Here is an 11,152-nt window from a genome sequence, read left to right as displayed (position 1 = left end):
CCATAGTTAACATGTCGGGATTTGTATATAAACCACATTGAGTAGCCCCCCATATTTCACTTTCCTGAAATGAGACGCCGCGCAAGCGCGGCGTCTCGTGCATTTTGCGGGGCGGGGCATTCAATCCGCTTGGTCGGTCATCATCGCCAACAGGTAGTCGGCGGCGTTCTGCGCCTCGCGGGCTGCCTCAAAAATGTCCTCGACCTTGAAACCGACAATCGCGCCGATGAAGGATGCGCCCAGCTCCGCGCAATATCCTGACAGTCCAGCGAAAAATGGCGGTTGGAAGGTGAAAACCATCGGTGCCTCGAGCACTGCCCAAAAACCCCATGGCTCCCCCGAGGCGGGGGTGGGCGGCGAGAACGACCGGAGAGGCCCGCGCAAGCGGCGGGCCGCACCCGGAGGGGCGAAATGAAATGGAGCAGCTCGGCGAAGCCGGGCTTGCGGCGCGCCGTGGCGGGCCTAGCAGGGAGCGCCGACCAGACCCGCATCGAGGGAGCCCGAAAAATCAGCGCCGCCGCGCCAGCGGCGTCCGCTGGTGAGCGGGCGAAGCCCGCGCATCGCCATGCGCGACGAAGCGGCCGAGCCCGCGAGGGATCGGCCGCTCAGCGTTGGTCGCTGCTGGATCATGGCTGCCGGGTGTGCATCCAGTCGGCCGCCGCCTGCGCCTTGCTCGCCGCGGTGAAGATCGCCCGGGGCTCGTCCTTGAGCAGTTGCAGCCAGGAGGCGATGTAGGCCGCGTGATCGGGTCGCGGTTCGTGCGCGATCCCGAGATCGGCGAGCAGGAACGATGCGGTCAGCTCGGCGGTCGCTTCCTCCATGGCGAGCGCGTGCTTGGTCCACTTGGTGCTGAAACCCCGGTCGAGCCGATGGGCTGCGCCACTGGCATGAGCTGCCTCGTGAATATGGGTGGCGTAGAAGCCGTGGGCGTCGTGGAAGGCGCTGAAATCCGGCATGTGGATGCGGTCTTCGGCGATGTGATAATAGGCGCTGGCCGAGCCGTAGACGGTATCGATGCCGAGCGCGGCGATGAAGGCTTCGGCGGCGGCGAGGCGTTCGCTCTCGGGCAGGACCGGCCCCGGTTCGGGCGCATAGCCATCGATCTGATCGGCGTTGAACAGGCTGAACGCCTTGGCGAAAAGCCGTCGGTGGTCGCCATCATCGTCGCTGGCTTCGTCACCCTTCGCGCGAAACTCCTTCCAGAGGACGCCGAGGCTGGCGTGCTCGCCCTTGCGGACCTGCGCGCCGAGCGCCTGCCACTGGCGATAGGTGCCCCAGACCCCGCTCGCATAGCCGCTGCCATAGGCGGCCGCCCAGAGCGAGACCGTATTTATGCCGCGATAGGGCTTGCCGCTGGCGACGTTGGTCGGGCGGGTGACGTCGGCGCCGGAATGATGCCACGGCATGCGCCAGGTGCCGGTGCCGGCTTCGATGGCGTTGACGATCGCTTGCGTGATGCGCGCGTAGACGTCGACACGTGGTGAGGCTGACATGATCTGTTCTCCGTTCTCGCGGCGGGGACCATCCCCGGCGGCGGAGGCCCGTTCGCGCCGGGCACAGGGGGGCTCGCGCACCCGTCAGGGCCGCAGCGAAGCGAAGGACGGCGAAGCCGTTGCGCGGGCGCGCCGACCGGCGCAGGACTCCGCCAACAGCCGGGGTGGTCTACGGCGCGGGAGGATCGATCCCGGCAATCACCGCGGTCAGGCGATCGAGCTCGCGCTGGAGAGCTTGACGCTGGAGATCGGAGATGCGCCGTTCGCGTAGATGCGCCCTGGCATCGGCCGCCGCGCGTTCCCAGGCCGGCCTGTGGCGGGCGGTGATGCAGGCGTTGGGACAGCGGGTCGGCTCGCACAGGGCGGTGAGTGGCTGCGCGGGATCGGGGGTCGTCACGCGCTTGAGGCAGAGCGCGGTCGCGGGATCGAAGAAGCAATCCGCGAGCGGGCCGACATGGAAGGTGCGCGCGACGCTGGCGAGCATGACGCGCAGGCGGGCGCGATCGGCGATCATGGCGGGCAATGGCCCGAGCTGAACGGCGGCATCGTCGAGCGTCCGCCCGATACGCGGTCCCGCCGGCCCGCCAAGCGATGCGCCGCCCTGACGCCGGTCGAAATAGTCCAGCAGGTCATCAGTCTGACCGAGCCGGCACTGCGCCTCGACCTCAGCGCGAAACCCCGATGCGCTGGTCCCGGCATAGCCTTCGAACGCGGCGACCGAGGCGTGCTTGTACTGGATCATGCCGGCGATGGTGCCGAACGGACGGTTGGCGATGTGCCACGCGATCGTGCGCCGGAACTGCCGCGTCGTGATGCGCCACGGCTTGCCATCGGGACCGGGCGGGATGACCGGCATATCGGGGCTGCCGAAGGCGGTGTTGAGGTGATCGCGGAAGGTGTTGAGCTGACGGACCACCTCGCTCGACAGATGCGTCTTGGAGACGGCGCTCGCGCGCAGCACCGGCCAGAGCGTATCGCTGCCGCTGGCGCGCGCCGGTCCTGCCGACAGGCGTTCGAGCACCGTGATCGCATCGGCGACCGGCTCTATCGTCACCCAGCTCGCCGCCTCGCCCACGGCCGCCCGGCGCTTGTAGATGGTCGATCGGATGCGATGCCGCTCGATCAGGCCGTCCTCACTGCGCGCGATAGAGAGACACCCGCGCCGCATCGCCTGCACCTCGCAGTCGCGCATGCCGGTCAGGTAGGCGCACACGATATAGGCGGCGGCCTGGAGCATCCGTTCCTCGTGTGCGAGAGTCTTCGCGTCGAAGTGCTCGCGCCATGGCCGACCGCTCTCGGGATCGATCGAGATCGGCGTGTCCATGCCGCCGACCTCTACCCCCAGTTCGGCCGCCACTGCGTCGATCAACCTCGCTTCACCGCCGGTCAGCAGGAGATGCGCGCCTGGCTCGGCCTGCACGTCGATCCCGGCATGGAGATGCAGGAGATGGGCGTTGATCGGTGGGGTCACGGCGCCGGTGTTGGGGTCGACGCGCAGCTTGCCGTTATGAGCGGTGCCCCAGATCGGTGCGCCGCGCCCCTCGCGGCGTCGGCGACCGAAATAGGCCTTCAGGCGGGTGCGGCGACGTTGCCGGCGATCAGCGTCCGGGAGGCCGGAGTCGGCGGCGACGAGACGATCCCGGCGCGCTTCGAGCCGATCAAGCTCGCGACGGGCTGCGAGAATGTCGTCAGCGAAGACGGTGACGTAGCGCAACGACCATGCGAGCAGCGCGGCGATGACCTCTTCCGGGAACCGCGGCGTGCGGTTCTCCCGGACATGCCGGTAGCCCGCGACGCGGGCGGGCGCCTGTCCGGCCCAGGGCTCGAATGCAAGGCCTCCGCCAGCGAGGTGGTCACGATAGTGATAGAGATCGGAGATCACTTCGAGGAGGTGGCCGACGATGACGGGTCGCCGGGCTGGATCGGCACGAAGGTGCCGGGCATAGGCATCGACCAACGCCTGATCGATACGGGAAACGTCGAGCCGTCCGAGCCGCTCACGGGCGAAAGCGAAGAACCGGCGGGCACGGTTGAATGCCTGGCGAATGCTCGCCGGCGGCAGCTTCGGGCGGTAGCCGGGAAGATCGACGTTGAGACGGGCGTAGAGATAGGCGCGCATCACATCGGCATGTTCGAGCACGTCGAAATGCACGGTGACGTGGCAGCGCCGGGCGTTCTCGCGGAATACGGCGAGACCGAGATCCCAGCTCGGGTCGCCGACGCGAGACAGCTCCTCGCGGGCGTGGCCCTCCTTGAGCGGCGCGCTCGCCAGCACGGGGCGATCGTCGAAGGCAGGCTCTTGGGCATGGGCGGGTATGGTCATGCGCGTGCCTCCGGCGGCAGATAAAGCCGCTCGCTCTCCATCTGCCGGCGCGCATCGGCGATGACGGCATCGGAGAAGGCCGGCACGACCTGGGCGGTGATGCGGGCATGGACGCGGCCGAACTTGGCCGCCCAGTCGGTCGCGGGCAGGCTCAGCCGCTGCTCTTCGACGAAGACGAGGAAAGCCAGGATCGCGGGGAGCTTGCGCGCGGTGATGACGGCGTTAGGGCAATCAAGGCAGCCCCAGAAGGGCTGTGATCTTCCCCCGTTTCGGCGGACACACTGGGTTATCCGGTCATGCTCTGCTCGGCTTGCTCGGGGGTTAGATACCCGAGGGCCGAGTGCATGCGGTGCCGGTTGTAATAGCCTTCGATGTATCCGAACAGGGCCTGCCGCGCTTCTGCCTGCGTCGCCCATCGGCACTGATGGACAAGTTCGACCTTGAGGGTGTGGAAGAAGCTTTCCATTGGGGCATTATCGTAACAATTGCCCGTGCGGCTCATCGAGGGCGTCGCACCGATCGCGGCCAAGTGGTCGACATAGGCGCCCGCTGCGTATTGCGATCCGCGATCCGAGTGACAGATGAGACCGCGGTCGGGTCTCTGCCGCTGGGCAGCCATCATCATGGCCGCCAGAGGCAACTCGGTCCGCATGTGATCGCGCATTGCCCATCCAACGATCTTGCGGGTTGCAAGGTCGAGCACCGCGGCCAGATACAACCACCCTTCACCGGTCGCGATATAGGTAATGTCGGCGAGCCAGATCCGGTTCGGCGCGGTTGCCACGAAGTTCTGAGCCAGCAGATTCGGCGCGATCGGCAAATAGTGACGGCTGTCGGTGGTGCACGGCCGAAACCGGCGCCCCGCCAGTGCCCGAATACGGTGCCGACGCATCAGGCGCTCGACGCGGCCACGGCTGCATCGATGACCTTCCGCCCGCAGGGCGGCATGCATTCTGGGCGATCCGTATCGTCCTTGATGCCGCGCCTGGAGCCGGCGCACGTCGTGCAGCAATGCCAAGTTCGCCGTGGTCCGCGCGCTCGGCGCACGGACGCACCAGTCGTAATAGCCGCTCCGCGACACGCCGAGCATGCGGCACATGACGTTCACCGGCCAGGTGGACGCATGCTGCTCGATAAAGGCGAACTTCATCGCGGCATCTCCGCAAAGATACCGACCGCTTTTTTTAAGATGTCGCGCTCCATCCGCGCCCGATCCAACTCGCGTCGCAAACGCGCGATCTCGGACGCTTGATCCGCTGGCGACCCGATCGCCGATACTGGCGGCTTCGCCGCCGGGCTTACGAGCATGTCGTTGCTATCCTGCAACTTGCGCTGCCAACGGCGCAGCATTGTTGGCATAATCCCGAGCTCAGCTGCCACTTCGGTCTGCATGCGACCGCTGGTCTCCCACAGCGCTACTGCCTCGCGCTTAAACTCATCCGTGAACCGACGCTTTGTCGTACTCGTCATCATACACCTCCTGGCTCCGCGGAGCCTATCATCGGTGTCCGTCAAATCGAGGGAAGATCACTGCGCACAGGGCGAACCGGCCTCGGCGAAGGGACTGTTATGGAAGCCCGCGCAGGCGGCGAGCCAGACATCCTGTTCGCCGTCGAGCAACGGACCCACGGTAGCCAGCGGCATCAGCGGCTCGGCCTGATCGGGCGCTTTGCGCAACGCCTGCTCGGCGGTGGGCGGAAGCACGGTCGGCATCGCGGCGGCGACCGCTGCGCGGAAGGCGTCGGCGACGGCCGTCTCGTGCAGGGGCCGGAGCGACGGCAGATCAGCATAGTGGCGCGCCGCTACCTCGCGCGAGTGGCCGACCGCGAAGCGGGCCATATGCCCCTCGGTCTTGGTGTACCATAGCGCCTTGTGGGTCTTGCGGAGCCGGGAGAGCAGCAGGTGGAGCGGCTTGCCGTCGTCATCGACAATATCGTTCTGCGCCACCCAGGCATCGATCCGTTCCGTCGGGTGGCGGATACCTGCCCGCAGGCCGCCAGCGTTGTGATAAACCCAAATACGATCGTCGTTTAGATGCGTGCGGGCAGTCGCCGTGACCTCGATCAGGCGACGAATAAGACCGCCAGGCGTGCCACCACCGCCGTCGCGGACGCGCATGCTCTTATGCTCGGCGCCGCGAGCGCGGCGCTTGAGATAGCGCAGCTCCACCGTGCCGGCATGGGGGTTGGTGAGACAATCCACGGTCAGCGTCTTCAGGCACTCGGGCTCGAGGCCGGTATCGAGCGTGAGCAACACGAGCAGCGCCGGCAGATCGCGCGCAAGCAGGTGATGGCGGCCATGCAGGTCGTCGATGAGCGTGCTGATCGGCAATGCGCGCCGCATGCGCATGAAATAGAGGCTCTTCAGCGCGGGCTGGTCTGCGACGATAAAGCCCTGCCGCGCGATGATCGCTTCGACATCGGCGCGCGCGCTGGCGATGACCGGGTCGCCCTCATCGGTCCGGTCGTCGGCGCCGAGACGGCGGAACATCGCTTCGACATCGGTCCTCGCGGCGTCGCGCAACGCGCGGGCGACGAAGGGGCTATAAGCATCGCGCGGGGTCGAGCGGCCCGCCGATGTGGCCAGCGTGTAGCGCAGCCGCTCATGCAGGTCGGACGCGATCCGATCGGGCCGGTCTGCCTCGATCGCGCGCAATGTGTTGATGATCTTGCCGACCGTTATGTGCCGGTGGATCGCGCCCATCCCGCGCTGTTCGAGCGCGGAGGCGAACCCATCGATATGGACTGCGCGCAGGTCGCTGACGCCAGCCACGTTCAGCGCGTCATCGCCAAGCCAGGCGAAGAACAGGCGGTAGGCATTTACATACTGCTTGATGACGCTGGCCGCACCGATGGGGCCGCCGAGCGCCGCTGACCGACGTAGCGCGCCCGCGAAGGCGATGGCGAGTGGGCGAGGAACGAGCCCAGTCATATCGATCAGGACCGTTCCGCCATGCCGTGCCTCGATCGTGAACTTGAGGCCGAGCACAGGATCGGGCTGCACGGACTCCGGCGTGATCGGCGCGAAAGCGACAGGCCGGCCCTTGCGGGGATGCCCGCTCATGCGCCCTGCGGTCCCGGCAGCAGCGCGAGCAGCTCCTCGACGGCCGCGTCCACCGTATCGGCGCGCGTCGCGATATGATCGAGGTAGATATAGGTGGTGGTGAGGCTCGCGTGGCCGAGCAGGCGTTGCACCTGTTGCAGCGGGTCGCCGAGGATCAGCCGATAGCTCTCCGCCGGCCCCGCCGGCAATGCCGCTTCGCGCAGTCGCTGCTGGATCAACAAGGCGAGCATATGAACTGCGAATGTGTGGCGAAGCTGGTGTGGGCTGATCGACAGCGGCAAACCGTTCTCTGCGCACCGGTTGCAGGCACGGGTGAAGATCACCTCCCACGAGTTGGGGCGAACCGGCTGCCCGACCTCGGTCAGCCATAGCGCCGCCGGCTCGTGGGGCGTTCCATCCTCGTCGCACAGGATCAGGCGGCATCGTTCCTCCGGGGTGCAGACATCGCGCATGCGGTCGAGACCAGCACGGGTAACAGGGATAGGTCGTTCGAGCTTGGTCGCGCCGTCGCGCACGGCGAACTTGGCCACGCCCGCCGCGCGCTCGACGGCGACATAGGCGGCGATCTGACGAAGCAGCCGACGCGGGATCAGAACGCTCCGTCCTCGGTCGCCCTTGGTGAGCGGCGGCGGAAGAGGCAGCCAAAGCTGTCGGGCCTCGCCGTCCTCGCGGTCGATCGCCGCGAGCTCGGCAGCGAGCAGGCCCGACGCCTCTTCGAGGCGCAGGCCGGTGGTGACGAGAAGATCGGCGAACAGCGCGTTGCGCAGCCCGTTGCGATCGCGAGCGCCGGGGCGCTCAGTGCCGTCAGGGGTGAGCCCGCGCAGGCCGACCTCGCGAAAAATGCGATAGTCGTCCATCGTGACGAACCGAACATCCGATCGCCTGGCAACACGTTCATAGGCGTCGTTGCGCGCCGCGATCATGCCGCGACCGCCGCCCTGCGCCGGTTGCCACACGGCGCGGCGGCTGAACGGCGCATCGGCGATCCACCCTTGCTGCTCGCCCCAGCGGTAGAGGCGATCGAGGCTGGCGACGGCGCGGTTCCAGCTTGCCGCTGTGATCCGGTGATCGGCCTCATCGCGGCGTCGCTCACGGTGATAGGCGTCTACATCGTCGCGGGTCGCGGCCCACACGGTCTTGCCGCAGGCATCGAGAAAGCGAAGCCAGACTACGACATCATAGGCATAGGCGCGAAGCGAGTGCCGCGATCGAACACCCGACAGCGGCAGGTCGAGAAAGAAGCGATCCAGATCGGGATCATAGAGCGCATCGTCCCGCAGGATCAGCGGCACATGCGCATCGAGGCCCTTGGCCTCGCGGCGCTCGCAAACAGTAATGATCGACACCGGCGCGAAACCCTCCCCCCGGACCCCCCACCCGGAAGCTGACCTTCACACCGGTGCGCCTGATGGCCCGGCAGCAATCAGGCTGGCCTCCGCCAGCTCTTGGGTCAGCGCTACGGCCAGCCTGATTACTGCCTACCGTGGGCGTCCATCGCCGACCTTACTGCAATGTTGCGGGCGGCGCAGACTGTCCAGATAAGGCCACGAGTTCGTCCCTCGCATAGTCGGCGCGGCTCGTTGAAATCAGGGTTTTTCGGTTGAGGCGGCTTTCATGCCCTGCATGATGCACGGCCTCATGCGCAAGCGTGGCATAGTAGTCGTCGGCGGAATGGAACGCTTCAAAAGCGGGCATTTGGATATAGTCGTCGCGGGTGTGGTAATAGGCTTGCGATCCGCCGATGCGAACGGTTGCGTCGATGCGAGAGAACATCACTTCAAGCTCAACGTCGCGGGTTTCGGGATTGGTGATGATCGGGGCGGGCGCGGGATATTTGCCGTCCAGTCCTTCGACCTGATCGGCATTGAAAACCGTGTATCGTTTCAAGAACGGAATGGCGCGCTCGTTGTCCGTCTCGGAGTCTTTCACGACAAGCTTGTTGGCATAGACAATGGTGGTTCCCTTGCTGCCCTTCCTGACATTGCCGCCCAGCTCCAACGCCTGTTTGAAGGTCAGCCAATAGGGCGAGGCGAAGCCCTGACGCATAGCGCTGGCCCAAAGGCTGAGGACGTTGATCCCACGATAGGCGACCCCATTGTGCCGGAGCGGAATGGTCGGCCCACCGCTCCACGGCTTCACCCACGGCTTGGTGCCCGCTTCCAGCATCGCAAGAATGTCGTCGGTGACGGCCTGATAAATGTCGATCCGGTTCGTTTCCTTAGCCATTTTTCACTCCTTTAGGCGAAGCCGCTGCCTGCGGCCTGCGGCTCTGACCCGCTGGCGAAGCGCGGGATGGGGAGGGGGAAGCAAAATCGATGGGAGTGGTGCGGGCGGCACGGCTAGGGAGGCTCCGGCGCTCGCGCGCGCCGGAACTGGCCGAACTTGGCGTGCAACCCGGTCCTGTCGATTATGCTTCGGGAACGAAAGGGCGGGTGCCCTTGGTGTTCCCCCGGTGGCAGCTGCCACCACCGGCAACGCGCGGCCCTGGCCGCTCATTATACGCGGCCGATTTTACCGGCTGCGTTCTGTAAAATGGGTGCGGTGGCAGCTGCCACCGCCCCGCAAGTTTGCGGGGAGCGCGGGAGTGAAGCGCGCTCCCCATGCCGTCATGCCGCTTGGCTTTCGCTATCAAGCAGCTTCAAGAGCGTGGCCTTGCTAAGCTGGTCATAGAATACCTGATTGGGTTCCCACTTGTCGGCCATGTCGATCTGCGCGGCCCCGACGATCTGCGCCAGCTGGCGGTCGCGGTCGCTATGGAACGAAAGGCTCGTGATCTGCGAGGCCACGCAGTAGGCCAGCAGCCGCAATTTCGCTTCGCTGTCCATCTGGCGCATGTCGTCCAGCGTGGGTGTCTCGGCCAAGCGGGCAAGATCGGCCCCCGCGATTTCGTCAATGTCGGCAATCGTGGAATGGCCCATGATCGCCTCGTCAACATGGAAGCGGTTCTTCTCGGCGGTGATTTCGGCGGCTTGTTGCCACGAATAGGAGTTGCCGCGAACCTGCCCCAATAGGCCCGTCGTCGATTATGCTTCGGGAACGAAAGGGCGGGTGCCCTTGGTGTTCCCCCCGGTGGCAACTGCCACCACTGACGGGGCGCGGCCCTGGGCCGCTCGATCCTATGTGGCAGCTGACAGACTACTAGGCGCGCGGCCCTGGCCGCTCATTTTCAGCGCTCGCGGTCCTTTGATTTCTCGGCCGCCTGTGTCGGTGATTTGCCTTCGCGCAATGTTGCGGCGACATGCAGGCGTAGATCAACCTGACTGACGCCGGGAGGCATGACTTGCAGACGTAGCACGCGATCGGCGGCCTGAATGTCGCGGTCGGTCATTTTCGAAAGGAAATCAGCAGTGCCCGCGCTGATGGCGCGGACTCGTTGCAGCGGGTCCATGCCCTCGGACCAACTGACTTCGATTTGATGATAGCGGCGCTGTTCGATCAGTTGAAGGTGGTGCATCGGCCCTTTGGGATCACGGAAAAAGGCGAGTTCCTGCGCAGAACGGGCGGCTAGCTGGCGCATGTCAGCGGACGTTTCCGCGATCCGGTTAAGCTGCTCATACTGCCGCGACGCAACGGTTTGCGCAGTAGGTAAGTAACGGCTGATCTGATCCTTGGCTTGCTCGATGCTCATAGCGCGCCGTTCGCCAGCTGGCATGAGAGATTCCATCGAGGGCGGAAACGCGATGCCCGCTGGCCCGCGCGCTGGCTCGACGCGGCTCTGTTCGAGGGGCATGGCATCACGGATAACTTTGGCGAGGGAGGCGTGATTTCCGGTATGGAAGCTATCGCGGCTCGCCTCCATCCAGTCCTTCGGCCCCATTGCCTGGATCGAGACGAATTTTTCGGCCGCAAGGGAATGTAGCTGCAAGTGCAGCCGCATGGTACGACCATTGCCCTCACGGAACGGATGAACGGCATTTAATTCGGAGATATGCCGTCCCATGGTATCGGCAAAGCGATCACGATCCATCGACTTGAGGGTTTGGAGGTCGGGCAGCTGCTTAAATTCGTGCTCCATGCTGCGGGCAATGAAGTGCGCTCGCGCAAAAGTGCTGCCGGGTTTGCTTATGTCCACAGTCCGAAAGCGCCCCGCCCAATCATATACATCCTGAAACAGATGATTGTGCAGTTCGCGATACTCGCGCGCATTCGTCGCCGGCATGGCGCGCTGCACAATCAGCTCGCCATGCCGGACAACCGAGAAGAAAGCTTCTCGCTCCTTGAGAATATTATCGTCGCGGATTCCCAGCTTGTTCCGAAGAACGTCGCTGTTACG

At 65.4% G+C, this 11,152-nt stretch carries 9 protein-coding genes and 1 pseudogene; all 10 read right to left on the bottom strand.

Annotated features, from left to right (window positions below):
• Window positions 1-120: 120 nt before the first annotated feature.
• Complete coding sequence (locus ET21_RS0123040) at window positions 121-315, bottom strand: hypothetical protein (RefSeq protein ID WP_237751656.1); 195 nt, start codon at window positions 313-315, stop codon at window positions 121-123.
• Between the two features lie 311 nt (window positions 316-626).
• Window positions 627-1,493 (bottom strand): ArdC family protein, encoded by an 867-nt coding sequence (locus ET21_RS0123030; protein WP_030541543.1) that lies wholly within the window; start codon window positions 1,491-1,493, stop codon window positions 627-629.
• A 169-nt stretch (window positions 1,494-1,662) separates the two neighbouring features.
• Entirely contained in the window at window positions 1,663-3,816 is a 2,154-nt protein-coding gene (locus tag ET21_RS0123025; protein ID WP_030541542.1) for an integrase, read from the bottom strand.
• Window positions 3,813-4,073 (bottom strand): annotated as a pseudogene (locus ET21_RS28665) (hypothetical protein); the annotation flags it as partial. The gene ET21_RS0123025 and the pseudogene ET21_RS28665, both read right to left, overlap by 4 nt.
• Window positions 4,074-4,102: 29 nt before the next feature.
• Window positions 4,103-5,286 (bottom strand): IS3 family transposase gene (locus ET21_RS0123015; protein WP_156029339.1). Its coding sequence is split into 2 segments (ribosomal slippage): window positions 4,103-4,992 and window positions 4,992-5,286, totalling 1,185 coding nucleotides; the frame shifts between segments, so codons are not numbered across the junction.
• 57 nt (window positions 5,287-5,343) lie between these two features.
• Window positions 5,344-6,879 carry a hypothetical protein gene (locus ET21_RS0123005; protein WP_037471784.1) on the bottom strand — a complete coding sequence of 512 codons (1,536 nt, stop codon included), beginning with the start codon at window positions 6,877-6,879 and terminating at the stop codon, window positions 5,344-5,346.
• On the bottom strand, window positions 6,876-8,225 hold the full coding sequence (locus tag ET21_RS0123000) for a site-specific integrase (protein ID WP_030541538.1): 1,350 nt from the start codon (window positions 8,223-8,225) through the stop codon (window positions 6,876-6,878). The genes ET21_RS0123005 and ET21_RS0123000 overlap by 4 nt, the downstream gene beginning before the upstream one ends.
• A gap of 157 nt (window positions 8,226-8,382) precedes the next feature.
• Window positions 8,383-9,105, bottom strand: a complete 723-nt coding sequence (locus tag ET21_RS0122995; protein WP_081856849.1) for an ArdC family protein — start codon at window positions 9,103-9,105, stop codon at window positions 8,383-8,385.
• Between the two features lie 380 nt (window positions 9,106-9,485).
• Entirely contained in the window at window positions 9,486-9,887 is a 402-nt protein-coding gene (locus ET21_RS0122990) for a hypothetical protein (RefSeq protein ID WP_030541536.1), read from the bottom strand.
• 158 nt (window positions 9,888-10,045) lie between these two features.
• Window positions 10,046-11,152: Fic family protein (locus ET21_RS0122985; RefSeq protein ID WP_237751655.1), on the bottom strand; the 1,107-nt coding region annotated here is incomplete at its 5' end.

Source organism: Sphingobium sp. DC-2, from assembly GCF_000722555.1.
Lineage (GTDB): Bacteria > Pseudomonadota > Alphaproteobacteria > Sphingomonadales > Sphingomonadaceae > Sphingobium > Sphingobium quisquiliarum.
Note: the sequence above shows the minus strand (reverse complement) of the source record. Positions and strands in the feature narration are given on the sequence as shown.

Bases quoted from the DNA above. Each gene is read 5' to 3' on its own strand.
- ET21_RS0122995 (WP_081856849.1), bottom strand. From the start codon at position 9,105: ATGGCTAAGGAAACGAACCGGATCGACATTTATCAGGCCGTCACCGAC.
- ET21_RS0123030 (WP_030541543.1), bottom strand. From the start codon at position 1,493: ATGTCAGCCTCACCACGTGTCGACGTCTACGCGCGCATCACGCAAGCG.
- ET21_RS0123005 (WP_037471784.1), bottom strand. From the start codon at position 6,879: ATGAGCGGGCATCCCCGCAAGGGCCGGCCTGTCGCTTTCGCGCCGATC.
- ET21_RS0123025 (WP_030541542.1), bottom strand. From the start codon at position 3,816: ATGACCATACCCGCCCATGCCCAAGAGCCTGCCTTCGACGATCGCCCC.